Source organism: Kitasatospora sp. NPDC051702, assembly GCF_040681575.1.
Lineage (GTDB): Bacteria > Actinomycetota > Actinomycetes > Streptomycetales > Streptomycetaceae > Kitasatospora.
The window spans coordinates 143370-169978 of the sequence record NZ_JBFAZB010000008.1; the positions used below are offsets into that span (position 1 = coordinate 143370).

Here is a 26609-nt window from a genome sequence, read left to right on the forward strand (position 1 = left end):
CGGGTGCGCCCGGTGAAGGGAGCCGCCGCCGCGTGCGCATCCGGGTACCGCCGTGCGGCCGTACGAGGTCCGGGCAGGGGCCCGGGACGGGCGGTCCGGTGTCGGCGCCGGTCAGCTCCAGGCGGCCCGCGCCCCGGCGACGGCGAGTACCGCGCAGACCGCCAGGTTCGTGACGGGGTAGGCGGTCAGGACGGCGGCGAACTCCCGCAGCGTCGCATTGGGCCAGTAGTAGGCCGCCGTGGGGGCGCTGGCGGCCTCGCCCCGCACCCCGGCACGGCGCGCGGTGATGGCGGCCCGCAGCGCGTGGAAGTCATTGGTGACGACGACGCAGCGGTAGCCGGGCCGGAGCCGTTCCATCATGGCCCGGCTGAACTCCAGGTTCTCCCGGGTGTTCGTCGACGAGCGTTCCTGCACGATGCGTTCGCCCGGTACGCCGCGCGCCGTCAGGTACTCCGCCATCGCCTCGGCCTCCGAGAGCCGCTCGTCCGAGCCCTTGCCGCCGGAGACCAGGAGGACGGGCGTCCGCCCGCGCGCCGCCTGCGAGCGGACGAGGGCCAGGGCCCGGTCCAGCCGCGCCGCCAGCAGGGGCGGGACGGTGGATCCGTTCGTCAGCCCGGCCCCGAGCACGACCACGAAGTCGACCGGGCGGTGCGTCGCCACCCGCTGGTAGAGGAGCGCGTACCCGACGAAGCAGACGAGGAGGAACGACAGGTAGCCGGCCACCAGCAGGGCCGCGGTGGCCACGGCGCGGAAGGGGCCGTCCTCGGCGCGGGCGCACGCCACCAGGAGTCCGAGGGCCGCCAGGATCGCCGACCCGGCCAGGAGGGAGAGCAGGTTCGCCAGCCGGCCGCCTTCGGCGCGGACCATCCGGACACCGGTCGCCAGCAGGAGCCCGGAGACGACCACCGCGCTCAGCACCGCGCCGACGACGATGCCGCCCGTCACCGCCCGGGCCACCGGGCGGGGGAGGCGGTCGAGCTCGAGGGCCGCGCCGACCAGCAGGACCAGCGTGCACAGGCCCAGCAGGACTCCGTTCCCGAAACGGCGCTGGTCACCGCGGAAGCGTTGGACGAAGAGCAGCAGGAGCAGTACGGCCACGAGCCAGGAGAGGGAGAAGGGGAAGGCCGTCATGGTTCCTCGCAGTGTTCACGGTTCGAAGCACGGTTCCGGCGAGCGGGCTCGGACGGCGGGACCGGAGTCCACGCCGCCCGAGCCCGCTCGCGCAGGGACGCCCCGGCGCACGCGGTGGCGGCCGGTCGGCGACGGCATGCTCCTGCCCCGGCCCCGCCGAGGCATGCGCCGGACGGTGCACCCTGCTACGTCTACCCCGGCACCGGCACCGCAGCACCCCTCGTCATCCGGCTCCGCACATGACCACCCGGACGGAACCCGGGCCGGAATGAGACCCTAGTCCTCCAGGCTCATCTCGTAGTCCGAGCCCTCGTTCTGGCGTTCCTCCTCGGACGCGTCGTGTGCGTCCTGGTAGGCCCGGTCCGCGGCGGTGAGGACGCGCTGCCGCGGGACGAAGAACTCCTGCTGCGCCACGTCGTCGCCGCCGCAGGCCAGCCAGGCGGGCAGCAGGGTGGTGGGGACGCGGGTGACGTTGGCGTTCCCGAGGCCGGGGAGGATGGTCAGCTGGTACGCCTCGCTGGTGGTGCTGGGCGAACGGTAGGTGTAGGTGAAGTACTTGAGGTCCTCGGTCGCCACGCCGTTCTGGACCAGCTCGGAGTACGCCCGGATCAGGCCCGGGTTCGCGAAGTTGCAGAGGATGACGGTCGTGCCCTTCGCCACCAGGGCCGCCGCGGCCTCCAGGATGGCCTTCTGGAGTGCGGCGCCGTCGTCCCCGACCCCGTAGGTGTGCGCGGCCTGCGCGTGGAAGGTCTCCGGCGAGGGGTGGCCGAGCGGGGGCACCAGGGTGGTGAACGCCGGGAACGGGCAGTCCATCACGACGACGTCGGTCGGCTCCGCCTCCGCGCAGGTCAGCCGGAAGTCCTGCCACTCGACCGAGAAGTCGACGGCCAGCACCTGGGCGACCACCGCACCGAGCCGTGCCCGCTCCCGCTCGCGCAGCTCGTCGAGCTGGTCCTCGGAGAGGCCGCGGGGGGTGCCGACCAGGCCGCCGGTGTCGGTGAGCTTGGTGCCGTGCACGCAGCGGTTGACCAGCCAGATGTACTTGAAGACGGTCTTCAGCACGTGCGCGGGGTCCGCGTCGGGGTCGCGGAGCACCGCCTTGCCCTCGTGGAGGTCGGTGATCAGCTGGTGGTAGATCAGGGCCTGGTCGTTGCAGTCCCAGATCACCGCCTGCTTGACGTAGCGCGTGACGAAGGAGGAGCCGTACTGCTGCATCAGCCGGTACGCGACGACCACGTAGTGGTTGAGGTCGCCCGCCAGGACGGACCGGAACAGCGGTATGCCGTCGTTGATCGCCTGGCCCCAGCAGGAGGAGTTGAGGAAGATCTGCCCGGATCCGACGAACGGCTCGATCAGCCGGGGCAGCCGGCCCTTGTTGTCGGCGAACTTGGCGCGGGCGACGTGCGCGAGCACCAACTGCGTGAAGTGCGAGCGGTTGTGCTTGTTGCCGGTGTACGGCGACAGCCAGCCGAACTGGTTCGCCCGCGGCACCGAGAGGTTGGTGAGCCGGCCGACGTAGCAGGTGCGCTGGCGGACGAACTGGAGGAAGGACTGGCCCGCGACGCCGGAGAAGTAGTTGAAGTCGCCCGGCGTGCCCATCTGCCCGGTGAGGACCGGTTGGTAGGCGGGGACGGGGAGGTTGAACGGCTCGGCGTGGAAGCTGTCCGTCAGGCGGTAGCCGCGGTCCGGGTGCCCCCGGCGCAGGTGGCCGGAGCCGCAGGCGCGGCACGGCTGGCCGTGCTGGTCCAGGGCGCCGGTGTGGCGGTGGATGTACCCGCAACGGTCACAGTGGTAGTACAAGGTGCCCCCTCGGGATCGAGCTGCCGGGCGGGAGCATGGCGGACCCGACTACACGGTCGATAAACGGTGGGGGTTCGGCGCAGGATCGGGCCCGGCCGGTTCGGGGGGAGCCCTGGACCACTGGGCGCTGGACGGGTCCGGTGTCCGGGCCCCCGCTCTGCCTAGCCGTTCCTCGCCCAGGGGCGGAGCTTCTCCGGGTTGCGGACGACCCAGATCCGGGTCACCCGGTGGTGCGTGACGTCGAACGCCGCGACGGTGAGGACGGCGCCGGCGCGGTGGGCGACCAGGCCCGGCGCGCCGTTGACCGTCCGTTCGAGGAGTTCGAGGCCGGGGGCCCGGTCGGCGATGGCGACCATGTACCGGGCGATGCACGCGCCGCCCTCGATCGGGTGCAGGGCGGTGCCCACCATGCCGCCGCCGTCGGCGGTCATGACGGCGGCCGGGTCGAGGAGGTCGACGAGGGCCGGGATGTCCCTGCTCTCCCAGGCCGCCTTGACGCCCCGTACGACGTCGCCCGGTACCGCGTCGCCCCGCCCGGCCCCGGTGGGCCCGGCCGCGCCCGTGGTGCGGGTGGCGCCCGCCCGCCGCCTGGCGGAGGACGCCAGTTGCTTGCAGGCCGCCGGGGTTCGGTCGAGGACGGCGGCGATCTCGGCGAAGGGGTAGCGGAAGACGTCGTGCAGGACGAACGCCACCCGTTCGGCGGGTGTCATCGACTCCAGGACGACGAGGAAGGCCATGGCCACCGACTCGTCCAGGACCAGCTGCTCGGCGGGGTCGGCGGTCTGCCGGTGGTCCCACTCGCGGAGGTCGGGCAGCGGCTCGGGCAGCCAGGTGCCGACGTAGCGCTCCCGCCGGGCGCGCGCGGAGCCGAGGACGTCCAGGCAGATGCGGCCGGTCACCGTCGACAGCCAGGCGCCGGGGGAGCGGATCTCCTGCCGCCGGCTCCGCGGCAGGGCGTACCAGCGCGCGTAGGCGTCCTGGACGGCGTCCTCGGCCTCGGTGAGCGAGCCGAGCAGCCGGTAGGCGACGTTGATCAGTTGCCGCCGTTCGCCGGCGACCGGATCGGTGCCCGTCCCCGTCGTCCCCATGCCGGACCGCCTCCCCGTCTGACCTTTCGCAGGCCCGTCTCGTCGGACCGGTGAGACCTTACCGATCTCCCGCCCGCGGGCGGGAAGAGGGGACCGTGACATGGCCGTCCAGGCGACAGAACAGCGCAGCTTCCCGTTCCTGCGCTTCGCCGTCACCCTGCAGACCCTGACCATCTTCCTCCAGGCGGTGTCCGCCGGGCTGCTGCTCACCTCGTCCTACGGGGAGACGCTGCACGGCGTCGGCGCCCGGGTGATGTACGGGGCGTCGATGCTGTACGTGCTCGCGGCGGTGCTGGCCTGGAAGCCGGGCGGCGGCTCGCCGCGGCCCGTCTGGCAGGCGTCCGGGTTCCTGGCCCTGGCCTCCGTGCAGGTCGTGCTCGGGGTGGCGCACGTCCCGTCGGTGCACCTCCCGCTGGGCGTCCTGATGTTCGGCCTGAGCGTGCTGGCGCTGGCCCGGCGCTGAGCTCGGGGGAGCGGGCAGCCGCGGGGAGGAAAGGCGGGCGACGCCCCGTCCGGCGGCCTGCCGGCCCCGCCGATGCCGCATAGGATCACCGCACGGCACCCCCGCCCGGGTGAGCCGTCGAGCCCGCCGAGCCCGTCGAGCCGTCGTGCTTGCCGAGCCCGTCGAGCCCACTGAGCCGTCGTGCCGCGGCGCGCCGCGGCGGGGGCGCGATCCCGGCCTCCGTGTCCGGCGCACGGCCGGAGGCCCCGTCGTCCGTCCACGCCCAAGAGAAGGGATCCGCCATGACCTACGCCGTGGATTTCACCACCGTGTCGACCGTCGGTCTGGAGTCGTCGCCCGTCGCGGAGGCTCTCGCCGGTCTGCGGGCGAACGAGGCCCGCTACTTCAAGACCAAGTACGACCACGTCTTCACGGTGGAGCCCGCGGCCGAGGCCGCGGACGTCGTCGAGTGGGTGCACCGGATCCTCCGGGAGGAGCGCGAGATCGTCATCGCGTCCACGCCCCTGGAGGCCACCGGGTTCGAGGTCGCGGGCATCCGGATGGCCTACGTCTTCTACGAGAGCGGCCTGTCGGTCAACGTGATGTACACCCTCGACGACGGCGGGAAGCGCGCGGTCGGGTTCAAGCTCTCGGACGGGATGGAGGTCCCGGAGGAGCTCGCCTCCCGGTTCAAGTTCGCGCGCCAGAAGTCGAAGCTCGCCGGGACCATCCGCGGTTCCTTCTTCGTCATCAAGAACGAGCACTGAGACCGGGGCCGGGCCCGGCCGGTGCGCCACCCGGCGCGGCCCGGCGCGGCCCGGCGCGGCCCGGCCGGCCCGGCCGGCCCACCCGTGCCGCTCTGACCCGAACATGGCGGCGCCGCGCGGGAGATGGGGTTAGCCTGTCGACATGGTTGCAAACTACAAAGAAGAAGTGGCCATGAACGACGCGGAGTTCATCAGCGCCCCCGCCTTGATCCTCCGCTCCCTCTCCCGCGACCCCGACCGGCCGGCCGTCACCACCGCCGACGGCGTCACGATCACCGCCGGCGAGTTCGCCGCCGCCACCTACCGCCTCGCGCAGGAACTGGTCGCCCGGGGCGTCACCCGGGGCGTCACCGTCTCGCTCCTCACGGGCAACACCCCCGAGGCGCTCAGCGCCCGGTACGCGGTCGGCATCGCGGGCGCCCGGACGGTCAACCTGTACGACGGCATGAGCGTGCCGGTCCTCGCCCGGATCGTCACCAGCGTCGACACCACCGTCCTCCTCGTGGACGCCGAACGGTACGCGGACGCGCCCGAGTTGCTCGCCCTCGTCGACGTGCCGACCGTCCTCACCCTGGGCCCGGGACCGGCGCCGACCGCCGGGGCCGCGACCACCTCCACGTCGACCGCCGGGGCCGCGACCGCCACGGCCGTGATCGGCGAGGACGTGATCGCCGCCTCCGCCCGCCACCCCGCCGAGCCGCCGGCCGTACGGATCGGCCCGGACGACCACCTCGGCATCCGCCACACCGGAGGCACCACCGGCGTCCCGAAGGGCATCCTCAGCCTGCACGGCTCCTACCGCAGGGCCTTCGACGTCCCCTTCGGCCCGGAGGGCGACGAGCCCCGCCTCCTCGCGGCCACCTCCCTCGCCCACTTCGCCGGCGTGCTCTCCGACCTGACCCTGCACCACGGCGGAAGGGTGTTCATCCACCGCTCCTTCGACCCCGGCGAGGTGCTGGCCGCGGTCGAGCGCGAGCGCATCACCGATCTGTGGGTCCTGCCGCCGCTGCTCTACCGGCTGCTGGACCACCCGGCGATCGCCCGCACCGACCTGTCCAGCCTGCAGCGCGTCCTGTACGGCGGCTGCGCCTCCTCGCCGAGCCGGATCAGGGAGGCGCTCAAGGTGTTCGGGCCGATCCTGGCGAGCGGCTACGGGATGTCGGAGGCGCAGAACATCGCGGTGCTCGGCCCGCAGGAGCACGACCGGGTCGGGCACGGCGGTCAGATCTCCGTCGGCCGCCCGGTGCCGGGCGTCGAGGTGGTGATCCGCTCCGCCGACGGCGCCGAGCTGCCGACCGGTGAGCAGGGCGGGATCCACGTCCGCTCGCGCACCCTGATGGCGGGGTACTGGAAGCGGCCGGACCTCACCGCCGAGGTGCTGCGCGACGGCTGGCTGAACACCGGCGACATCGGCTACCTCGACCAGGACGGCTACCTCTACCTGGCCGACCGCCTCTCCGACAAGATCATCGTGGTCGGCGGGCACGTCTACCCCTCCGAGCTGGAGGACCTGCTCGTCACCCACCCGTCCATCGCCCAGTGCGCCGTCTTCGGCGTCCGCGACGCCCAGCAGGCCGAACACGTCCACGCCGCGGTCGTCCCCGCCGCCGGACGGCACCCGGAGCTGGCGGAGGTCAGCGCCTTCGTCACCGCCCACAAGGGCCGGATCTACGCCCCGGAGGCCCTGCACGTGGTGCCCGAGATCCCGCTCACCCCGGTGGGCAAACCCGACAGGAAGCGCCTGCGCGCCACCCTTCCGGTCTGAGTCCGTGCAGGGCGCCGACCGCGGCCCGTCGGCGCGGTGACAGGCACGGGCGTCCGCCGACGGCCGTCGGTCCGGCGACGGCGCTCCGCCGGGGACTGCCAGCGCCGTGACGGCGGGCGGCCGTGACGGTGGCCGTCGGTGCCGTGACGGCGAGGTCCGGCATGTTCTCCGGGGGCCCCGCCCCGGTTCCGTCCGAGGCCGACCGCCCGCACCCCCGAACCCCCGCACCCCCGAACCGAAGGAGAGCGCGCATGACGATCGCCATCCGACCGGGAAGCACCGTGATGTTCACCGGAGACTCCATCACCGACTGCCGACGCCGCGAGAGCGAGGACGGCCTCGGCTACGGTTACCCGCTGCTGGTCGCCGGAGCCTGGGGGCACCGGCACCCCGACCGCCCGGTGACCTGGCTGAACACCGCGAACGCGGGCGACAAGGTGATGGACCTGCAGGCCCGCTGGCGCAGGGACGTGCTCGACGCGCGCCCGGACGTGCTGTCGGTCCTGGTCGGGGTCAACGACATGGGCTGGCACACCCTCGACCCGAAGGGCTTCGTGATCCCGGCGGAGCGCTTCGAGGCGGACTACGACCGCCTCCTCGCACCGCTCGCCGAGGCGGGCACCCGGCTGATCCTCGTCGAACCGTTCCTGCTGCCGATCCGGGCCGTCGTCGAGGCCGGTGAAGGTCCCGGCGGAGACGCCGTGCGGATCGGGGAGGAGCAGCGCGACGCGTGGCGCGCCGACCTGGACCCGAAGATCCAGGCCGTCCGCCGGCTCGCCCGCCGGTACGGCGCCCGTCTGCTCGCCGCCGACGGCATGTTCGCCGAACTCGCCACCACGACCGAGCCGGAGCACTGGGCCGCGGACGGCGTCCACCCGACGCCCGCGGGCCACGCCGCCCTCGCGGAGGCCTGGCTGCGCCTGGTCGAGTGATCGGGCCCGGGCCGAGCCGCGGGCCTCTACGCTGTCGCCGGGCGCAGACCGCGCCCGGCGCCGGCGCGCGCAGACCCCGGGGGGCCCACGTGATACGCGTACACCACCGCACCTACACCCTGATCCCGTGGCCGTGGCGGGTCATCTCCTGGGCCCAGGCGCCCGAGGGGCTCGAGTTCACCCTGTACGACGTCGACGACCCGGTGCTGCGCGGCGTCGAGGTGCCCGGCACCCCGGAGGAGGCCGCCCGCTGGAAGACGGCCCACGACGCCTACCGGGCGTTGCTGCGCGAGGCCGAGGACGTCGTGCGCCACGCCCACGGCGTGCGCTGCAGGAGCGGCCTCATGGTGGACCTTCGCTCGGTGCGGCTGCGCCGCTACGACCTGATGCCCAACCGGAAGGCCCGCTCCCGGCGGCTGTTCGCCGAGTGCCTGACCCGGATGAGGGCCGCCGAGGAGGCCTACCGCCCGGTCCTCGAGGCGATCGAGGCCCGCCTCCCGCAACCCCCGGCGGACGCGGCCTGAGACCGGGGCCTGAGACCGGGGCCGGGACCGTGACCGACACCGTGGCCGAGACCCCTGCCGTTCAGACCCTGCCGCCGAAGAAGACCTGCACCTCCCGGATCAGGCCGTCCCGCACGGTGATCGCCTCGACGTTGCGGTACCGTCCGCCGTCGGCGAGCTCGTACTCGTACTGGACGAAGACGAGCTCCCCGTCGGCGGGGGTGACGTGCAGCAGCCGCTGCTCCGTGAACCGGTCGGCGGTGGGGAAGCACTGCCGGAAGAACGCGGCCCTGTCGATGCGGTCGTCCTGCGGGCTGGTGAACGTGAAGTCGTCGGCGTACAGCGGCAGGGCGGCCTCCCGGTCCTGCGACCGGTAGCAGCGGAACGCCGCCTCGACGACGCTTGCGGGGCTGGCGTTCATACGATCTCCGTCTGTCGGCCGGGTGGGTGGGGGAGCGTCCCGCCGGGACGAGCGCCCGCGGCGGAGCAGGAGCCCCGGAGACCGAGCGCCCCCGGGGCGGACCCAGCAGAGGTACCTCGCCCGGCGCTCGGCAAACCCGCCGCCCGCGCCGGACGCGGGACCTCGGAACCGGGGCCCTGGGTGCCTCCGACGGACCACGCGGCACCGTGTCGGAGGCACCTGGCAGGATGCCGGTACCGGGCCGGCCGCACGGCCCGACCGGGTCCGGACGAAGGGGGCGCAGATGGCGGCCGAGGTGATCAGGTTCGCGGACCGCACGCAGAGCGTGACGGTGGAGCTGGAGGACAGGCCGGGCCGCGGACGCCGCGACGGCTGGCACGAGGCCGAGATCGTCATCACGACCGGCTTCGTCACCGCACAGCTGCCACTGCCCCTCACCGGGGCCGACCTCGCCGACCTCGCCGACTTCCTGGCCACCCGCGCCGCGGCCGAGGAGAGCGGCGCCCTGCCGGGCGGCTCCGCCACCGACTGGCCCCAGGCCGGCCGCAGCGCCTACCTGCGGCTGTACGCCGCCGACCCGTTCGTGGTGGAGATCCGGGACCCGGTGCAGAGCGGGGTCACGGTCAGCGTGCCGCTGCACCTTCGCGACGGCTGGGCCGCCCGCGCCGCCGCCCGGCTCGACGGGCTGCGCACCGCGCTGAGCGGCTGAGACCGCGACCGGGCGCCCGCCCGCGGGCCGCGGCCCCGCCGATGCGGCCGTGCTGCCTCACAGCGGGGTGAGGACGTCCTGGTGCGCGCCGTCGAGGACGAAGCCGTTGTCCCACCGGACCCGCACGGTCACCCGCCTGCCCCGCTCCCGGTGGGCGGCCCATTCCGGCTCCAGGACGGCGATCTGCGCCTCCAGCCGTTCCCGGCTCGCGGCCGGCATGGTGTGCCCGTAGTCCTCGAACAGCGACCTGAGCCGCTGGTACTCGAGGACCTCGTGGCTCTCCGGGAGTTCCCCGTCCACCCGCTCGACGGTGCCCTCGATCCCGGCGCCCAGCGACAGGAACCCGACGACGCCCCCGGTCTCGCCGCTCTCCCCGGCCTCCCCGGGGCCGGCGGCGAACGCCTCGCCGATCCCGATGTCCTCGGCCAGCCTGACGCGTCGGCCTTCCTCCAGGGTCATCCGTCCGCTGCCTCTCGATCGATGGGTCGTGCGCCGGCGCAGCCGGGCCGTGCCCCGCCATTATCCGCCAGGCGCACCACCCGGTCGGGCGATGGATCGCCTGGCATGTCCGCGGCCGGAAAATCGCAGGTCAAAAGGCCTTTTCCGGAAGGCGCAGGGGGTCTAGCATTCCCGTCACGGCAGCCCCTTCACCCCCTCGATCGGCTGCCGAGCAGACCGGCCGCGTCCCCCCCATGACGGCCGGTGCCTCCCACAGCCGGGGCCCCGGGTTCTCCCCGTCCCCGCGGCCCCGGCTGGTCGGCGGTGACACCGAGGGGGCGTGCGCCGGCGCGAAGCCCCGCGCCCCTGCCCTCCGCTTCCCCACCACCTCCCGCGGCCGTCGCCGTCGTCCCCCGGCCCCGGGCAGGTCCGCGGGTCAGCGCCCGGCCAGCCGACGGGAGGTGAGCCGGACCTCCGCGAGCTGGGGGGTGGTCAGCCGCCGCGCCTCCCAGATCACCGCGGCCACGTCCGCGGCCCGGGAGTGGAGCGGCGGCAAGGACGGCTTGTTCCTGGCGGCGACCGAGGTGGGGATCCCGGTCCCCGACTCCTTCGACGGCGACCGGTCCGGGCTCGGCGAGCGCCTCGCGGCGAACATCGTCCGGCGCTGGTTCGGCGCCGCCGGGGAGGACCCGCTGCTCGTGCTGCACCGCGCCTCCGGTGAACGACCGGCGGCGGCGGAGGCGCTGGCCGCCTTCCTCGACGCCAACTCCCTGGAGCCGTTGCACCGTTACCTGCGTGACAGTGGTCTGGACGACGCGGAGGCGGGCCGCCGGGCCGCGGCGATCGACGCCTTCGTCCTCGGCGTCTCCACCCGCCGCCGGATCCTGCGCTCCGACCTCGGCGACCCCGACGACCTGCGGGCCTGGCTGGCTGCGGCCATCCAGCGCCTCGCCGACGGCTGAGGTCGCGGGCGCCGCGGCGGTTCCGCGGTCCGAGCGCCAGGCCCGGGCCCGGCCGAGTCCCGGCGGCCGCACCCCTCCGGCGCACCCCTCCGGCTGAATCCCTCCGACTGCGCCTCCCCGGCCGAACCCCTCCGGCCAACGCGCGGAGTCGATCGTATGAACATCATCTGAAGCGGCGTCATGGTGGGTGACGGCTCCCTAGGCTGCGGCCGTCCGCCCCGATCACTCCAGCCCGAGAGACCCCACCATGCTCATCCTGTCCCTGCTGCTCCTGGCCGTCGGCATCAGCCTGCTCATCCTGCGGTGGCGCAGGATCGGCTCCTGGCCGGTCGCCCTCGGCGGCATCCTCACCGGCGTCCTCGGGCTGCTGCTGGGGCTCACGACCTTCGTGCACGTGGTCGAGCCGACCGAGGTCGCGGTGCCCACCAGCCTCGGCAAGGTCGGCCGCACCTGGCAGCCCGGGCTCCACTTCAAGTCGCCGCTGACCGACGTGACCACCTTCTCGACCCGCCCCGCCGACCTCGACCTGACCGGTGACTCCACCGTCGAGGTCCGCTCCTCCGAGGGCGGCGTGCTGTACGCCGACCTCACCGTCAAGTGGTCGATCGACCCGGAGCACACTGCGGAGCTGTTCCGGCTGGCCGGCAGTGCCGAGGCCGTCCAGCAGCGCCTGGTCTACCCGGACAGCCGGGAGATCGTCCGCAACGTCTTCGCCCGCCACACCAGCGTCGAGGGCTACTCCTCCCAGCGGGAGGCGATCAGCTCCGAGATCGACAAGCTGATCACCGCCCGGCTGGCCCCGCGCGGCATCCTCGTCAACGGCGTCAACCTGCGCAACGTCCGCCCGAGCGACGGCCTGCAGAAGGCCATCGACCAGAAGATCCAGCAGGACCAGGCCACCGCCCAGGCGGAGGCGGCCGTGCGCACGGCCAAGGCCGAGGCCGACAAGCGCAAGATCGAGGCGGACAGCACCGCCGCCGCCAACGCCGCGATCGCCAACTCGCTCACCGACAAGATCCTGCTGAGCCAGTGCATCGACGCCTTCAAGGCCGCGGCCGAGAAGAACCCCGTCTACGCCAGCCCCTGCGGAGCCAACGGCACGCCCGTCATCGTGGACGGCACCAAGCGCTGAGCGGCGTGCGCCGGACCGGACGGGCTCGCAGCCCGGTGCCCGTCCGGTCCGGCGGTCCGACCGTCAGCGGGCCCGGTGCTCGGCGGCCGAGGCCTGCTCCTGCAGCAGCGCGGAGATCTGGTTGACGTCGTCGAAGATCCCGATGAAGCTCGGGATGTCCGGGCTGGCCGCGCCGGTGACACCGATGTAGAAGAGGTGCAGGCAGCCGTCGTCCGTCTGCAGGTAGCCGGCCTCCTCCTGGGCACCGACCGCGATCTGCTGGTTGAGCTCGTCGATCCCCAGGGTGGTGCCCGGCTTGGCGAAGACCTTGCCCTTGGCCGGGCAGTCGGTGGTGCAGGAGATGTCGTTGCTGCCGTCGACCCCCAGGATCGGCGGGGACGGCCGGAAGGCGTCCGCGTCGGGGGTGCCGAGCCAGTAGGCCAGGAGCTGGTCCAGGCCGATCGGGGTGGCCCGGTCCGATGCCACGCCGCCGCGCCCGTCGGCGAGCTGGAACTGCTTGGGGTCGAGGTGCGCGACGTCGGTGAGGAAGCCGTGCTCGATCCCGAAGGCGTCGAAGCAGTTGCGGCTGCCATGGACGACGGCCATGTTGCACAGGGCCAGGTTGGCGCCGAGGTTGTGGCTGATCTTCAGGATCAGCTTGGCGTACTGGCTGTACGGCGGGGAGACGAAGGCGGCGACCTGCGGGTCGCCGGTGTAGTCGGCGGGCAGGGCGTCCTGCGGGTTGGGGCCGGTCGGGTCGGCGGTGACGGTGACGCCGGCGCGGGCGAGCGCCTCGATCAGCGCGGTGCGGGCGAAGGCGTTCGGGTCCTGGATGTTCGAGACCCGCAGCAGGGGCTGGGCGTCTGCGGCGATCGTGCCGGAGAGGGCGATCCGGGTGCCGTCGGGGGAGGCGGAGACCTGGACGTCGGTCGGGCCGCCGGCCTCCACCGTCCGGACGGTGGAGCTGACCTGGTACGGCGCCACCTGCGGGCGCCACATCAGCTGGGCGGGCTGCCCGGCGGCCGTCGGGGTGGTGAGCAGGTCGATGAGGTTGTCGTTGATGATCATCGGGGTGGGCTGCGGGTCGAGTGCCGGGGGAGTGAACAGCCGGGGGTCGACGATCACGTCGCCGTCGACCCGGGTGATGCCCGCGTCGTGCACCTGCCGGGCGATCTGGTTCAGCCCGGCGAGCGGGTTCTCGGGGGTGAGGCCGGCGCCGGGCAGGCCGGCCTCGGATCGTCGGTCTCATGCGTTCCGCCGTTTCTGGGGTCGTGGAACCCCGGGTCGAGGAGGCGGCCCCGGGCTGTCGGACCGGGCCCGACGCCGGCCCGCGGCCCGCGGCGCGCGGGCCGCAGGCCCCGGGCACGGACGCCGGGGCGCTCACGGCGGAATCGTAGGGACGCCGGAGTCGTGGTCCGGGCTGTCCGGGGCACGGTGACGGCGTGTGGGCCGAACATCATCCGGTCGGACGATCGCCGCGGGTGCTCGTGGGGTCACCGGTCAGGGTGCACTCCGGCGGCGCACCGCGCGTTCGGCGGGGCCGCGAACGGATCACGCCCTAGCGTGACCCGGGACCGATCCGGGCGGGACCGCCGTCGGGATCCAGGCCCTACGGAGACATCGTGACCACGACCGCCGGCCTCGCCGCGCTCACCGGGGACTACGTCCTCGACCCCACCCACACCCGGATCGGCTTCGTCGCCCGCCACGCCATGGTGACCAAGGTCCGCGGTGCGTTCCACCAGTTCGAGGGCACGGCCCACCTGGACGGCTCCGACCCGTCCCGCTCGACCGGCCAGGTGGTGATCAAGGCCGAGAGCATCGACACCGGAGTCGAACAGCGCGACCAGCACCTGCGCACCAACGACTTCCTCGACGCCCCCGCCTTCCCCGACATCACCTTCCGCAGCACCGCGGTCGAGCGGCACTCGGACACCGAGTACCGGGTCACCGGCGACCTCACCATCAAGGACGTCACCCGCCCGGTCTCCATCGACTTCGAGTACACGGGCAACGCCGTCGACCCGTACGGCAACCTGCGGGTCGGCCTGGAGGGCTCGGTGACCATCTCCCGCAAGGAGTTCGGGGTGACCTGGAACGCGGCCCTGGAGGGCGGCGGCGTCCTGGTCGGCGACAAGGTCGTCCTGGAGTTCGACATCTCCGCGATCAAGCAGGGCTGACGGCGCGGGCGGCGCTCCGCGGCACGGACCCCGCCGTCCGGGCCGCACGCCGCTCCGTCACCCCCGGCGGGGGAGTCCGGCACCGACCGGCCTCCCCCGCCGCGCTCTCCCCGGCCCCGCCGCCGCTACAGGTCGAAGGCCGCCACCACCGGTGAGTGGTCGGAGGGCCTGTCGTGCGGCGCGGCCGGCCGGGCCTCCAGGACGTTGGGCAGCTTGCCGCCACCGGTGGACACCGTCCGGAACCCCGCCAGCAACGAGTGGCTGATCAGGACGTGGTCGATGAGCTCGTGCTGGCCCTCGAAGACGCGGGAGAACCCGCCCTGTTCGAGGATCCTGGGGGCGAGGTTCCACAGGCGCTCGGCGTCGCCCCGGTCGGGGCGGTCGAAGCCGCCGGTGCCCAGCTGGGAGCCGGGCGGCCCGTAGAGGATCTGGGTGGTGGCGGCCTGCCACTCGTCGTTGAGGTCGCCCAGCACGACGACGTCGTGGGTCCGGCCGTCGCCCTGGAGCAGCTCGTCGGCCAGGGCGCGCACGGTGACGGCCTCGGCGGTGCGGCGGAAGAGCGCGTAGGCCTCGTAGCGGGCCCGCAGGCGCTCGTCGGCGGTGCTGTGCTGCCCGTCGGGGAAGGTCAGCAGCTTCGACTTGAGATGGCAGACGGCCACCTGGAGGCTCCGGCCCGGGGCGGGTTCCACCCGTACGGCCAGGGCGCCCCGGCCCATCTCGCCGGTCTCGTTGCCGGGCACGCCGTCGTCCTCGACCTGGACGGGGCGGAGGTGGCCGGGGAAGTCCTTGCGCTGCCGGACGTCCAGCAGGGGGAAGCGGCTGATGACGCCGACCCGGATGCCGCGCGGGTCGGGGTGGTCCGACAGGGAGGTGTGCCAGGTGCCCGGCAGCTGGGCCACCAGGTCGTCCAGCGGCTCCTGGCCGCCCACCTCCTGCACCCCCAGCAGGTCCGGGCCGATCTCGGTGATGACGCCGGCCAGGGCCTCGACCTTGGCGTCGTACGTCGCCTGGTCCTTGGCCGCGCACGTGCCCGCGCCGGGCGGGCTGCCGGCCGGTAGGGGGCGGCAGAAGTTCTCCAGGTTCCAGGTCCCGATGATCGTGCTCATGGCCGCTCCCGGCAGGTTCTCGGTCAGCACCGCGCCGACCCGTCCCCGCCGTTATCCCCTCGGCCGCGGCCGGCCCCGGACGACGCGCCGGGCCCCGCCGTCCCGTTCACCCGCAGGCAGGCGCCGCGGAGCACCCCTGGTCCGGAGCGGGGCGTTCCGCGGGCGTCCCGTGGATCGCCCGTGGGCGGCGGGGCGGCCCGCGCCGGGGCCCCGCCGCGCGCACGACGTACGATCGCGGTCGGCGACCACTCGGAGGGGGACGGGCCATGAGCACGATCGGGGTCTACCTGGCGCATCCGCGGCCGGGCAGTTTCAACCACGCGCTGTACGAGGCGGTGGTGGACGAACTGCGGGGGCGCGGCTGCGAGGTGCGGGCCCACGACCTCCACGCGGAGGGCTTCCCGCCGCTGCTGACCGCCGAGGAGACCGGCACGGTGGACGCGGCGGACCCGTCCGCCGACCCCGTGCTCGCCCTGCACCGGGCCGAGGTGGCCACCCTGGACGGCCTCGTGCTGATCCACCCCAACTGGTGGGGCATGCCGCCCGCCGTCCTGGTCGGCTGGGTGCAGCGGGTGCTGGCCCCCGGCGTCGCCTACAAGCTCGGCACGGCCGACGGCGAACCGGCCGGGCTCCTGCGGGCCGGGCGGGCCCTGGTGCTGAACACCTCGGACACGCCCGAGGCCCGGGAGCGCGACGAGTTCGGCGACCCGCTCGAGCGGGTGTGGGCGGCCTGCGTGCTGCCGTACGTCGGCGTCACCGACGTCCGGCGGACGGTGTTCCGCACCGTCACCGACGCGCCCGCCGCCGAACGCGCCGACTGGCTCCGCCAGGCGCGCGAGCAGGCCGCCGCCCTGATCGGCTGACGCCCCGCCCGGCGCGCGCCGCCGCTCCGGGCCGGGGCGGCGGTCAGCCGCGCACGTGCAGGCCGAAGCCCGTGCGGCCCGCGGGCTCCAGGCCCTCCTTCAGGTGCAGCGAGGGGATCTCGTAGTCGCCGAAGTTCTGCGGCCGGTACGCGATCGGCTCGGTCGACTCCAGGGTGAGCAACCGCTGCTCCCAGGCCCCGGCGACGGCCGGGTAGTCCTCGTCGGTGATCCGGTCGGCGCCGTACACGACGAACGGCGGCAGCACCTCGATGCCCGGGTAGTAGAGGATGCCGTGCTGGAACGGGAACAGCAGGTCGTCGACGGGGCCGTTGATCCCGCGGGCGCCGTAGTGGGACTGCGGGCCGCCGACGGTCACCGACAGCAGGGCCCGCCGGCCCGCGAGGGTGCCCTCGCCGAAGCGCTCGCCGTACTTGGTGGCGCTGTGTTCGCCGACGCCGTACGCGAAGCGGTAGGTGAACACCCGGTCCACCCAGCCCTTGAGGATCGCGGGCATCGTGTACCACCACAGCGGGAACTGGAAGACGATCGTGTCGGCCCAGAGCAGCTTCTCCTGCTCGGCGCGGACGTCCGGGCCGAGCGTTCCCCGCTCGAAGGCGCGGCCGGAGTCCAGCGGGACCTTCAAGGGGTTCGAGGCTTCGGGGCCGTAGTCCGCGGCGTCCACCACCGCCTTCCAGTTCATGGCGTACAGGTCGCTGACGCGCACCTCGTGCCCGGCGGTCTCCAGGGTGGACACCGCGAGGTCCTTCAGCGAGCCGTTGAGCGACTTCGGCTCCGGGTGGGCGTGGACGATCAGCGTCTTCACGGGAACTCCTTCGGATCGGATGCCCCGATTCTGGGCGCCCCGCGGCCCGGTGTTCAGGGCCGCGACTTCCGTAGGACCGGACTTCCTGGTACTGGCAGGACCACCCTCACGGGGCGCGGCCGCCGCCATACTCGGGGCATGGACGATCTTGCGGGTTTCCTTCGGACCAGGCGTTCCCGGGTCGACCCGGCGGCCGTCGGCATCCCCGTCGACAGCCGCCGCCGGGTGGAGGGGCTGCGCCGCGAGGAGGTCGCGCACCTGTCCGGAGTGAGCGTGGACTACTACGTGCGCCTGGAGCAGGGCCGCGCGACCCAGCCGTCCGAGCAGGTCCTCGACGCGCTGGCCCGGGTCCTCGACCTCGACGAGACCGAGCGCGAACACCTCCACCGGCTGGCCCGGCAGCGCCGCCGCCGGGCGAGGACGCCGGGCGGCCGGGTCCGGCCGGAGCTGCTGCGCGTCCTCGGTCTGGTCACCGGCGCACCCGCGCTGATCATGGACCACCGCCTGGACGCCCTCGCCGGGAACCGGCTCGCCGGGCTCCTCTTCGGCCGGCCGATGCCGGGCCTCAACATCGCCCGGCACATCTTCCTCGACGAGGCGGAGCACGGTCTCTACGCGGACTGGGAGAACTGCACCCTCGACGTGGTGGGGCACCTGCGCCTGGCCGTCGGCAAGTACCCCGACGACCCCCGCCTGGCCTCGCTCGTCGGCGAGCTGGCCATGGGCAGCGAGCGCTTCCGCCGCCTCTGGGCCCGCGCCGACGTGCGGGCCCGCACCCACGGGCGAAAGGCGTACCGGCACCCGCTGGTCGGTCTGCTGGAACTGCACCAGGAGAACTTCACGCTCCCGGACGAGTCGGGCATGGAGGTGGTGGTGCTGTCCGCGCCCCCCGGGAGCCCCGCCGAGGACGGGCTCCGCCTCCTCGACCGCCTCGGCACGGACGACGACACCCCTCCCGCCGCGGCACCCGCAGACCCCGCCCCCGTCGCCGCCCCCGTCGCCGAGCCCCGCGACCAGGTCTGACCGGCCCCGCGACCGGGTCCGACCGGCCGGGACCCGTGGTCGGTGGACGGGGCCGTTCGGCTGGACCTCGCGGCGTGGCGGGCCGGAGGGCGGGGTCGGGCGGAGCCGTGCCGGGCTACCGTGGTGCGGTCCGTCCCGTCCCGTTCGTCCCCGTTCCGGGAGAGTGATGCCGGGTATCCGCAGCTTCCGCTCACGGTGGCTCACCGCCGCCGCGGGCCTGTTGGTGTTCGCGTCGGGCCTGGTGGGCTGCGGGAGCAGCGCGCAGGGCGGCCCGGTCACGCTGAACTGGTACAACTTCCCCGACGACTCGGGGGCGTTGCAGCAGGCCGCCGACCGCTGCGGTCAGCAGTCCGGCGGCCGGTACAGCATCAAGTACAACAAGCTGCCGCGCGGCGCCGACGGGCAGCGGCAGCAACTGGTGCGCCGGATGGCCGCGCACGACGCCGAGGTGGACGTCCTGGGGCTGGACGTGACCTGGCCGGCGGAGTTCGCGCAGGCGGGCTGGATCCGGGAGTGGACCGGGGCGATGAAGGACCGGGCCACCGCGGACACCCTCGCGGCGGCGGTGCGGACCGCGACCTGGCAGGGGCGGCTGTTCGCGGCGCCGTACAACTCGAACACCCAACTGCTCTGGTACCGGGACGACCTGGTCCCCGACCCGCCGAAGACCTGGGCGGAGATGCTGGCGCAGGCGGACGCGCTGGCGAAGCAGGGCAAGCCGCACTACGTGGAGATCCAGGGCGCGCAGTACGAGGGCCTGACGGTCTGGTTCAACACCCTGATCACCAGCGCGGGCGGGTCGATCCTCACCCCGGACGCGCAGGCCCCCTCGCTCGGTCCGCCGGCGGTGCAGGCCGCACAGGTGATGCACGACACCGCGACCTCGGCGGCCGCCGACCCCTCGCTGCCCAACCAGATGGAGGACCAGAACCGGCTGGCGATGGAGTCGGGGACGGCCGCGTTCGAGCTCAACTACCCGTTCGTCTACCCGTCCATGAAGAGCAACCAGCCCGAGTTGTTCCAGCACTTCCGCTGGGCGCCCTACCCGTCGGTGCTGCCCGGCCGGCCGGCGACCGTCACGATCGGCGGCATCGACCTGGCCGTCGGCGCGTACAGCCGGCACCCGGACCTCGCGTTCGAGGCCACCCTGTGCCTGCGGGACCGGGAGAACCAGCTCACCAACGCGCTGAAGGGCGGCCTGCCGCCGTCGCTGCGCAGCCTCTACCAGGCGGCCGAGCTCACCGAGAGCTACCCGTTCGCGGCCGACGTGCTGACCGCGCTGGACAACGCCAGCGTCCGGCCGCAGACCCCCGCCTACCAGAACGTGTCCATCGCCATCTCGCACACCCTCTCACCGCCCGCCGACATCCGCCCGGAGAGCAGCGTGGCCGACCTCCGCGGGCAGATCGAGGCCGCCCTCGGCTCCAAGGGGCTGATCCCGTGACACCTGCCACCGCACTCGGCGACCCGGCCGGGAAGAAGAAGAGCGCGGGGCATTCCGAGGGCGCCCGCCAGGAGCGCCGGCTGGGACTGCTGCTGTGCGCGCCCGCCGCCGTCGTGATGCTGGCGGTCACCGCCTACCCGATCGCCTACGCGGTCTACCTCTCGCTCCAGCGCTACGACCTGCGCTTCCCTCAGCAGGCCCACTGGGTGGGGCTGTCCAACTACGGTGCGGTGCTCAGCTCGCCGTTCTGGTGGCAGGCGCTGTGGGTGACGGTGCTGATCACGGTGGTCTCGGTGGTGATCGAGCTGGTGCTCGGCATGGCGCTCGCCCTGGTGATGCACCGTACGGTGTTCGGCCGCGGGACCGTCCGGACGGCGGTGCTGATCCCGTACGGCATCGTCACCGTGGTCGCCGCCTACTCCTGGCAGTACGCCTGGACGCCCGGTGTCGGCTACCTCGCCGCACTCCTGCCGGAGGGCAGCGCCCCGCTGACCGACCAGTGGCAGGCGATCGGCCTGATCATCCTGGCGGAGGTGTGGAAGACCACGCCGTTCATGGCCCTGCTGCTGCTCGCGGGCCTGGCGCTGGTCCCCGAGGAGACCGTCCGGGCCGCCATGGTCGACGGCGCGACGTTCTGGCAGCGGCTGCGCCTGGTGATCCTGCCCCTGATGAAGCCGGCGATCCTGGTCGCCCTGCTCTTCCGCACCCTGGACGCGTTCCGCGTCTTCGACAACATCTACGTGCTGACCGGCGGCTCCAACGACACCGGTTCGGTGTCGATCCTCGGCTACGACAACCTCTTCACGGCTCTGAACCTGGGCATCGGGTCGGCGATCTCGGTCCTGATCTTCCTCTGCGTGGTGGTCATCGCCGTCGTCTTCATCAAGGTCTTCGGCGCCGCCGCGCCGGGCGGCGAACCGGAGCGCAGATGAGCAGCCACACCCGCACCCTGTCGAGCTGGGGCGTCGCCAACCTGATCGTCGTCCTGTACGCGCTGTTCCCGGTGTGGTGGATCGTGGCGCTCTCCTTCAAGACGCCGAGCACGCTCACCGACGGCGACTTCATCCCGCGCGAGTGGACCTGGGAGAACTACCGGGGCATCTTCCAGACGTCCGAGTTCACCCGCGCCCTGATCAACTCGATCGGCATCTCGGTGATCGCCACGACCATCGCGGTCGTCCTCGGCACCATGGCCGCCTACGCGGTGGCGCGGCTGCGCTTCCCCGGCAAACGGCTGCTGATCGGCGTCTCGCTGCTGATCGCCATGTTCCCGCCGATCTCGCTGGTCTCGCCGCTGTTCAACATCGAGCGCGTGCTGGGGATCTTCGACACCTGGGCGGGCCTGATCATCCCGTACATGACCTTCTCGCTGCCGCTGGCGATCTACACGCTGTCGGCGTTCTTCCGGGAGATTCCCTGGGACCTGGAGAAGGCGGCCAAGGTGGACGGCGCCACCCCGTGGCAGGCCTTCCGGCTGGTGATCGCCCCGCTGGCGGCGCCCGGCGTGTTCACCACGGGCATCCTCGTCTTCATCTTCTGCTGGAACGACTTCCTGTTCGCGATCTCGCTGACCTCGACGACCTCGGCCAGGACCGTCCCGGCCGCCATCGCCTTCTTCACCGGCAGCTCGCAGTTCCAGCAGCCGACCGGATCCATCGCCGCCGCGGCGGTGGTCATCACCATCCCGATCGTGATCTTCGTCCTGCTGTTCCAGCGCCGTATCGTCGCCGGCCTCACCGCCGGCGCAGTCAAGGGATGAGACCGCCCCACCGGGCGGACCAGGAAGGCGGACCGTGGCCGAGATCGTCCTCGACGGCATCACCAAGCGCTACCCCGACGGCGCGCTCGCCGTCCACCACTTCGACCTCACCATCGCCGACGGGGAGTTCGTCATCCTGGTCGGACCGTCCGGCTGCGGAAAGTCCACCACCCTGAACATGATCGCCGGGCTGGAGGACATCACCGAGGGCACCCTGCGGATCGGCGGACAGGTCGTCAACGACCGCGCCCCCAAGGACCGCGACATCGCCATGGTGTTCCAGAGCTACGCGCTCTACCCGCACATGACCGTCCGGGAGAACATGGGCTTCGCGCTGCGCCTCGCCAAGGTCGACAAGGCGACCATCGCGGCCAAGGTCGAGGAGGCCGCCGGCATCCTCGACCTGACCCAGCACCTCGAGCGCCGTCCGGCCAACCTCTCCGGCGGCCAGCGCCAGCGGGTCGCGATGGGCCGGGCCATCGTCCGGGACCCCAAGGTGTTCCTGATGGACGAGCCGCTGTCCAACCTCGACGCCAAGCTCCGGGTCCAGATGCGCACCCAGATCGCCGCCCTCCAGCGACGCCTGGGCACCACCACCGTCTACGTCACCCACGACCAGGTCGAGGCCATGACCCTCGGCGACCGGGTGGTCGTCATGCGCGCCGGCGTCGTCCAGCAGGTCGGCGAGCCGCAGCACCTCTACGACGCGCCGGCGAACCTCTTCGTCGCCGGCTTCATCGGCTCGCCCGGCATGAACTTCCTCGCCGCGACCGTCGAACAGGGCGCCCTGCGCACCTCCCTCGGCGACCTCCCCCTGGACGACCGCACGCGCCGCGTCCTGGAACGGGCGGACGCGCCGCGGGACGTCATCGTGGGGATCCGCCCCGAGGACTTCGAGGACGCCGACCTCGTCGACGACCACGGTGCGGGCCCGCACTTCACCGTCACCGTGGACGTGCGCGAGTCCGTCGGCTCCGACGTGTTCGTGCACTTCGCCGAGACCGGCGGGCCCGCCCACGCCGAGGAACTCGCCGAGCTCGCCGCCGACTCGGGCCGGGCCGACACCGGGATGAGCGAGCACCACGTCGTCGCCCGGCTGAACCCCGCCACCCGCGCGGCCGAGGGCGCCCGGCTGGACCTGCGGATCGACGCCTCCCGCATGCACGTCTTCGACCCCCGCAACGGCGTCAACCTGACCAGGCCCGACCAGCCGGAGACCTGACCAGGCCCGACCAGACGGCGACCTGAGTCCCGTGACCCTCGGCCGCCGGGGAGGGCCGGCCCGCCCGACGGCGGCGCGGCACGCGGGCAGGCATGAAGTCCGGGGGCGGGGGCACACGGTAGTCCGATCGGGTCGGAGTCGAACGAGGGGAGAAGACCGTGACGATCCTGTGGGCCCTGGTCGCAGGCCTGGTGGTGGGTCTGCTGGCGAAGCTCGTGCTGCCGGGCCGTCAGCCCGTCCCGCTGTGGCTGACCGTCCTCGTCGGCGCCGCGGGTGCCGTGCTCGGCAATGCCGCGGCGTCCTACTTCGGGGTGCGGCACACCGGCGGCATCGACTGGATCCGGCACCTGCTGCAGGTCGGCGTGGCGGCGGTGCTGATCGCGCTGGTGTCGCCCGCCTACGCGGGCCGGCGGCGCTGAGCCGGCGTGGTGAGTCTGTGCGCTGAGCTTTACGTGCTGAGTCTGTGTGCTGAGCCGACGCGCTGAGTCGACGCGCTGAGTCGACGGGCTGAGTCGACGCGCTGAGTCGGCCGTTCGGCCGGAGGACCCGAGGAGTGCCCTCGGGTCCTCCGGCCGAACGTGTTCGCAGGCGGGCGCCCCGAGAGCGCGCACGGCAGCTTCCTCCCGGCGCCCGTCGAGAGCTTCTCCGCCGGCTCGCCCCGGCCGCGACCGGGGACGGTCGATCAGGGACACCGGACCGCCGTTACCTCCCGTGACCTGGGAGGTCGTAACCTTCCTGGGACGCGTCCGTGGGACGAACGGGCGGCGTGACGGGTGACGGACACGCCCCCGGCGCGCTGGTCCGCCGCCCGCGCGGGCACCGGAGCGGGAACCGCCGGACCGTACACGGCGTACTTCCCTCCCGGGGATCAAGAGCGAGGCGGGGGAACAGTGCCAGAGGGGATCGCGGAGTTGAGGGAGACGAACGGGCCGGCGCAGCTGCTCCAGGAGCTGAAGAGTCGGTCGGGGCTCAGCTACGGCGTGCTGGCGAAGAAGCTGCACCTGAGCACCTCGACGCTCCACCGCTACTGCAACGGCGATGTGACGCCGACGGAGTTCGCCCCGCTGGACCAGCTCGCGCGGCTGTGCAAGGCGACGCCGGCCGAACTCGTCGAGCTGTACCGCCTCTGGGTCGTCGCCGATGCGATGCGGGGGAACAGGGCGCCCAGCGCCGCCCCCGTGCCGGCGGCGGTGGACGCGGACGAGGGCCCGGCGGCCCGGGAGGCGGACGCGGGGGCGACGACGGGAGTGGTCACAGCGGCAGAGCCCGCGGAGGCGGCCGCGGGCAGGGGAGGCGTGGGGGAGGTCGAGCCCGCCTCCGGCACCGAGCCCGTCGACGCCCCGGCCGTCGTCGGTGCGGACCCGGGCCGCGGCCCCGTCGTACCGCGCCGCTGGCACGTCCGTCACCGGGGCGTGCTCGCCGCGGTGACGGCCACCGCGGTGCTGGCCACCGTCGGAGCCGTCGCCGCCGGTCTGAAGGCGCACACCGACGCCGCCACGCCGCCGGCCCGGGCCGAGGGCGTCACGCCCTCCGCCGGACCCTCGACCCCGGGCGTCCACGACGTGCCGTCCGCCCCCGGCTCCCCGCCGCCCGCCGTCGGTGCCGACGTGCTCCCGTCGGGGCCGGCCGGCGGGACCGACCCGGCCCCGATCACCGTCTCGGTCGCGCCGGCCGGCTGGGACTCCGCCTGCGACCAGTACGTGGTGAACCGCCCGCCGTCCGAGGTCCCCCGGCCGCCCGCCGTGCAGGACGTGAAGGGCTGGGCCGCCGGGGTCGGTGCCGTTCCCGGCCACTACCAGGCGATCAACCTCACCGTGCAGGGCACCGGCAAGGACACCGTGGTGCTGACGGCCCTCAACGTCCGGATCGTCCGGAGCGCGGCCCCGCTCGCCTGGAACGCCTACTCCATGGGCGAGGGCTGCGGCGGCGGGGTCGAAGTCCACTCCTACGACCTCGACCTGGACGCGGCCCGCCCCCGTCCGGTCGTCACCGAGGGCAGCAAGGGCCTGCCGGTCAAGGTCAGCGAGGGCGACCCGGAGGTCATCGAGGTCACCGCCGAGACCACCGCCCACGACGTGACCTGGTACCTGGAACTGGAGTGGACCAGCGGCAACCGGAAGGGGACCTTTCCCGTCGACCTGGGCCACGGCACGCCGTTCCACACCAGCGCGATCAAGGGCCGGCCGCAGTACGTCTACCCGATCGGCGGCAAGGCCTGGGAGCCGAGCCCGTACCGGCGGTGACGGCGGCGCGGCGCGTCCTCGCCCCGGGCCGGGCGTCGGCGCGAGGCGAGGAGCGGCCTTCCGGGGGCTCCGGGAGTGCTGGGCGGAAAACCGGGTGCACCGGGGGAGCGGAGCGCGTTACCCTCGGTCCCATGAACGTCACCGGCCCGAACACCGCTACCGCGCGAGCGACCAGCTCGCCGGTTGCCGCCGCCTGACGTACCCCTCACCCCCCGGCGACCGGACACGGTCCGCCGGTGGTGGCCCCGAGGCGTTCCCTCCTCGGCCCCGATGATCGCGTGGACCAGTCCTCCGGCGCCCCACCACGGCCCACGCGAAGGAGCCACCCCCATGAACACCGACCGACTCGTCCGCACCTTCATCGAGTACTACGAGGAGCGCGGCCACCACCGGATCACGGGCTCGACCCTGCTGCCCCCGCCCGGCGACCCGGTGCTGTTCACCACCTCCGGCATGCACCCCCTCACGCCCCACCTGGAGGGGCGCCCGCACCCGCTCGGCAGTCGGCTCGTCAACGTCCAGCGCTGCCTGCGCACCACGGACCTCGACGAGGTCGGCGACCGTACCCACCTGACCGTCTTCGAGATGCTCGGCACCTGGTCCCTCGGCGACTACGAGGGCCCGCAGAGCCTCGACTGGGGCTACGGGCTGCTCACCGACGGCTTCGGCATCGATCCCGGCCTGCTCCACGTCACCGTCTTCGGAGGCGACGACCAGGTCGGTCCGGACACCGGCTCGCTGGAGCTGTGGCAGGACCGCGGCGTGCCCGTCGAGCTCACCGTCGAGGACAACTGGTGGTCCAACGGGCCGACTGGCCCCTGCGGCCCGGACTCGGAGATCTTCCTGTGGACCGGCGACACCCCGCCGCGGTCGACGCCCACCCAGGACGACCGCTGGGTGGAGGTGTGGAACCACGTGATGATGCGCCACCGGCGCCTCGAGGACGGCACGCTCGTGCCGCTGCCCCAGCGCAACATCGACACCGGACTCGGCCTGGAACGGCTCTCCTCGCTGCTGCAGGGCCGGTCGTCGGTCTTCGAGTGCGACGTCTTCGACCCCTGGCGCCACCACGTCCCCACCGTGTGGCGGCTGGACGAACCGTCACTGCGGCTGGTCTGCGACCACCTGCGCTCGGCCGTCGTCGTCATCGGCGACGGCGTCCGCCCGACCAACACCGGTCGCGGCTACGTGCTGCGCCGACTGGTGCGCCGGGTGCTCACCGTGCTCCGCCGGGACGACCCGCAGCGCGGCCTCGGCGACCTGCCGGTCGAACTGGTCCGGCACACCCTGGACCGCTTCCGCCAGGACGTCGACCCGGAGCAGGTGCGCCAGGTCCTGCTCGACGAGGAGCGCCGGTTCGGCCGTCTCCTGGAACGCGGCCGCCAGGTGCTCTCCCGACCCCGCTTCCGCGGCCCGCTGACCGAGGACGACCTCCACTACCTCCACGACACCCACGGCCTGCCGCGCGACCTCGTCCTGAACCTGCGGACGCGGTGACGGCGCGGGGCCCGGCGGTGTGGCCGTGCGCGGTGGATCCCCGGTGACGGAGGCGGGATCCACCGCGCGGCGGGGGCGTGCAGCCGCCGTGCGCACGCCGGGTCCGCGGCCGGCGGCGGGGGCGTAGGGTCGGGCGAACCGGCAGGTCAGCGGCCGGTGGCCGGTGCCGGCGTTGGGCCGTCCGGGTGGTGGACTGGTTCGGCGGGGCCGGGTACGGGGCAGAGCCTCCGGCATGACGACTCCTTCGGCCAGGCACTCCCGGCGCCGGCAGCACCGTCCGACCGCCCCCGTGCGCACCCCCGCCGCACACACCGCCGCCGCCGTCCACACCCCCGCCGCCGGGCCTGCGGCCCCAGTCCCGCTGCGCGTCCAGAAGCCGT

General features: G+C 73.5%; 26 protein-coding genes. 18 read left to right on the forward strand and 8 right to left on the reverse strand.

Features of this window, described 5'->3' with window-relative positions; genetic code table 11:
• Positions 1-111: 111 nt before the first annotated feature.
• The 3 genes from AB0N04_RS10075 to sigJ form a co-directional block, all read right to left on the reverse strand.
• Positions 112-1131: a YdcF family protein gene (locus AB0N04_RS10075; protein ID WP_360215790.1), complete on the reverse strand. Its 1020-nt coding sequence runs from the start codon at positions 1129-1131 to the stop codon at positions 112-114.
• 276 nt (positions 1132-1407) lie between these two features.
• A complete protein-coding gene (locus AB0N04_RS10080) occupies positions 1408-2931 on the reverse strand; it encodes a hypothetical protein (protein ID WP_360215787.1) in 1524 nt (507 codons plus the stop codon).
• Between the two features lie 161 nt (positions 2932-3092).
• Complete coding sequence (gene sigJ / locus AB0N04_RS10085) at positions 3093-4019, reverse strand: RNA polymerase sigma factor SigJ (RefSeq protein WP_360215784.1); 927 nt, start codon at positions 4017-4019, stop codon at positions 3093-3095.
• Between the two features lie 100 nt (positions 4020-4119).
• Between sigJ and AB0N04_RS10090 the strand changes: the two genes are divergently transcribed.
• The 5 genes from AB0N04_RS10090 to AB0N04_RS10110 all read left to right on the forward strand — a co-directional run bounded on the left by AB0N04_RS10090 (position 4120) and on the right by AB0N04_RS10110 (position 8449).
• Positions 4120-4482 (forward strand): hypothetical protein, encoded by a 363-nt coding sequence (locus AB0N04_RS10090; RefSeq protein ID WP_360215781.1) that lies wholly within the window; start codon positions 4120-4122, stop codon positions 4480-4482.
• Positions 4483-4763: 281 nt separating this feature from the next.
• Positions 4764-5228, forward strand: a complete 465-nt coding sequence (locus AB0N04_RS10095; RefSeq protein ID WP_360215778.1) for a phage tail protein — start codon at positions 4764-4766, stop codon at positions 5226-5228.
• A gap of 142 nt (positions 5229-5370) precedes the next feature.
• Positions 5371-6993, forward strand: a complete 1623-nt coding sequence (locus tag AB0N04_RS10100; RefSeq protein ID WP_360215775.1) for an AMP-binding protein — start codon at positions 5371-5373, stop codon at positions 6991-6993.
• 251 nt (positions 6994-7244) lie between these two features.
• On the forward strand, positions 7245-7925 hold the full coding sequence (locus AB0N04_RS10105; protein WP_360215772.1) for an SGNH/GDSL hydrolase family protein: 681 nt from the start codon (positions 7245-7247) through the stop codon (positions 7923-7925).
• Between the two features lie 89 nt (positions 7926-8014).
• Positions 8015-8449, forward strand: a complete 435-nt coding sequence (locus AB0N04_RS10110) for a hypothetical protein (RefSeq protein WP_360215769.1) — start codon at positions 8015-8017, stop codon at positions 8447-8449.
• A gap of 61 nt (positions 8450-8510) precedes the next feature.
• Here the strand turns inward: AB0N04_RS10110 and AB0N04_RS10115 are convergent, their stop codons facing one another.
• Complete coding sequence (locus AB0N04_RS10115; protein ID WP_360215766.1) at positions 8511-8849, reverse strand: nuclear transport factor 2 family protein; 339 nt, start codon at positions 8847-8849, stop codon at positions 8511-8513.
• Between the two features lie 283 nt (positions 8850-9132).
• On the opposite strand from AB0N04_RS10115, the gene AB0N04_RS10120 reads away from it, so the two are divergent.
• Positions 9133-9558, forward strand: a complete 426-nt coding sequence (locus tag AB0N04_RS10120) for a DUF5959 family protein (protein ID WP_360215763.1) — start codon at positions 9133-9135, stop codon at positions 9556-9558.
• A gap of 57 nt (positions 9559-9615) precedes the next feature.
• Here the strand turns inward: AB0N04_RS10120 and AB0N04_RS10125 are convergent, their stop codons facing one another.
• Positions 9616-10017, reverse strand: coding sequence for a hypothetical protein (locus tag AB0N04_RS10125; RefSeq protein ID WP_360215760.1), 402 nt, complete (start codon positions 10015-10017; stop codon positions 9616-9618).
• 440 nt (positions 10018-10457) lie between these two features.
• Between AB0N04_RS10125 and AB0N04_RS10130 the strand changes: the two genes are divergently transcribed.
• Positions 10458-10958 (forward strand): TetR/AcrR family transcriptional regulator, encoded by a 501-nt coding sequence (locus AB0N04_RS10130; RefSeq protein ID WP_360215757.1) that lies wholly within the window; start codon positions 10458-10460, stop codon positions 10956-10958.
• Positions 10959-11205: 247 nt separating this feature from the next.
• A complete protein-coding gene (locus AB0N04_RS10135; RefSeq protein WP_360215754.1) occupies positions 11206-12090 on the forward strand; it encodes a prohibitin family protein in 885 nt (294 codons plus the stop codon).
• Positions 12091-12153: 63 nt separating this feature from the next.
• Here AB0N04_RS10135 and AB0N04_RS10140 read toward each other — a convergent pair whose 3' ends face one another.
• A complete protein-coding gene (locus AB0N04_RS10140; protein WP_363363951.1) occupies positions 12154-13293 on the reverse strand; it encodes a D-alanyl-D-alanine carboxypeptidase in 1140 nt (379 codons plus the stop codon).
• A 398-nt stretch (positions 13294-13691) separates the two neighbouring features.
• Between AB0N04_RS10140 and AB0N04_RS10145 the strand changes: the two genes are divergently transcribed.
• Positions 13692-14249, forward strand: a complete 558-nt coding sequence (locus AB0N04_RS10145) for a YceI family protein (RefSeq protein WP_360215751.1) — start codon at positions 13692-13694, stop codon at positions 14247-14249.
• A gap of 125 nt (positions 14250-14374) precedes the next feature.
• Here AB0N04_RS10145 and AB0N04_RS10150 read toward each other — a convergent pair whose 3' ends face one another.
• Entirely contained in the window at positions 14375-15355 is a 981-nt protein-coding gene (locus AB0N04_RS10150) for an endonuclease/exonuclease/phosphatase family protein (RefSeq protein ID WP_360215748.1), read from the reverse strand.
• Between the two features lie 266 nt (positions 15356-15621).
• On the opposite strand from AB0N04_RS10150, the gene AB0N04_RS10155 reads away from it, so the two are divergent.
• The gene (locus AB0N04_RS10155) at positions 15622-16218 is read left to right on the forward strand and encodes an NAD(P)H-dependent oxidoreductase (protein WP_360215745.1); all 597 of its coding nucleotides are present in this window, start codon (positions 15622-15624) and stop codon (positions 16216-16218) included.
• 43 nt (positions 16219-16261) lie between these two features.
• On the opposite strand, the gene AB0N04_RS10160 is transcribed toward AB0N04_RS10155, so the two are convergent.
• Complete coding sequence (locus tag AB0N04_RS10160) at positions 16262-17041, reverse strand: NAD(P)H-dependent oxidoreductase (RefSeq protein ID WP_360215742.1); 780 nt, start codon at positions 17039-17041, stop codon at positions 16262-16264.
• Positions 17042-17179: 138 nt separating this feature from the next.
• Here AB0N04_RS10160 and AB0N04_RS10165 point away from each other — a divergent pair, with 138 nt between their 5' ends.
• The 8 genes from AB0N04_RS10165 (at position 17180) to AB0N04_RS10200 (ending at position 26229) form a co-directional block, all read left to right on the forward strand.
• The gene (locus AB0N04_RS10165) at positions 17180-18064 is read left to right on the forward strand and encodes a helix-turn-helix transcriptional regulator (RefSeq protein WP_360215740.1); all 885 of its coding nucleotides are present in this window, start codon (positions 17180-17182) and stop codon (positions 18062-18064) included.
• A gap of 166 nt (positions 18065-18230) precedes the next feature.
• Positions 18231-19508: an ABC transporter substrate-binding protein gene (locus AB0N04_RS10170; RefSeq protein ID WP_360215737.1), complete on the forward strand. Its 1278-nt coding sequence runs from the start codon at positions 18231-18233 to the stop codon at positions 19506-19508.
• Positions 19505-20440, forward strand: a complete 936-nt coding sequence (locus tag AB0N04_RS10175; protein ID WP_360215734.1) for a sugar ABC transporter permease — start codon at positions 19505-19507, stop codon at positions 20438-20440. The genes AB0N04_RS10170 and AB0N04_RS10175 overlap by 4 nt, the downstream gene beginning before the upstream one ends.
• Positions 20437-21267, forward strand: a complete 831-nt coding sequence (locus AB0N04_RS10180) for a carbohydrate ABC transporter permease (protein WP_360215731.1) — start codon at positions 20437-20439, stop codon at positions 21265-21267. Before AB0N04_RS10175 ends, AB0N04_RS10180 begins: the two co-directional genes overlap by 4 nt.
• Before the next feature lie 34 nt (positions 21268-21301).
• The gene (gene ugpC, locus AB0N04_RS10185; RefSeq protein ID WP_360215728.1) at positions 21302-22489 is read left to right on the forward strand and encodes a sn-glycerol-3-phosphate ABC transporter ATP-binding protein UgpC; all 1188 of its coding nucleotides are present in this window, start codon (positions 21302-21304) and stop codon (positions 22487-22489) included.
• A gap of 158 nt (positions 22490-22647) precedes the next feature.
• Positions 22648-22908 (forward strand): GlsB/YeaQ/YmgE family stress response membrane protein, encoded by a 261-nt coding sequence (locus tag AB0N04_RS10190; protein WP_360215725.1) that lies wholly within the window; start codon positions 22648-22650, stop codon positions 22906-22908.
• A gap of 492 nt (positions 22909-23400) precedes the next feature.
• A complete protein-coding gene (locus tag AB0N04_RS10195; RefSeq protein WP_360215722.1) occupies positions 23401-24732 on the forward strand; it encodes a helix-turn-helix transcriptional regulator in 1332 nt (443 codons plus the stop codon).
• A 330-nt stretch (positions 24733-25062) separates the two neighbouring features.
• A complete protein-coding gene (locus tag AB0N04_RS10200; RefSeq protein WP_360215719.1) occupies positions 25063-26229 on the forward strand; it encodes an alanine--tRNA ligase-related protein in 1167 nt (388 codons plus the stop codon).
• Positions 26230-26609: the final 380 nt, after the last annotated feature.